The organism is Bradyrhizobium campsiandrae, assembly GCF_014529705.1.
GTDB lineage: Bacteria > Pseudomonadota > Alphaproteobacteria > Rhizobiales > Xanthobacteraceae > Bradyrhizobium > Bradyrhizobium campsiandrae.
Genome location: NZ_JAANIH010000405.1, coordinates 1 through 243 on the forward strand (window position 1 = coordinate 1; position 243 = coordinate 243).

Consider the following 243-nt stretch of genomic DNA (forward strand, 5'->3'; position numbering starts at 1 on the left):
GCGCCGGCTGGTGCTGGCCGAGCCCGGGGGCGAGCTCGATGCGAGCCTCGATCCGGACTATGTCGGCGGCCCCTCGCCGCTGCTGGCGCGATTTACGGCTTCGGCAGAAAAGATCGCGGCGGGCGATTGTCGCGAACCTGGCCAATGAGGGTATAGGCGTTGTCACGCAAATTCTGCTTCACCATCGCCGGCAGCCGCGGCCAGGTGCCGGCGCCTTCCAGCGTGTCGACGAACACGGCAAGG

General features: G+C 67.9%; 1 pseudogene. It reads right to left on the reverse strand.

The features are described from left to right. Positions 1-110: 110 nt before the first annotated feature. A pseudogene (locus tag G8O24_RS45520) lies at positions 111-243 on the reverse strand (alpha/beta fold hydrolase); the annotation flags it as partial.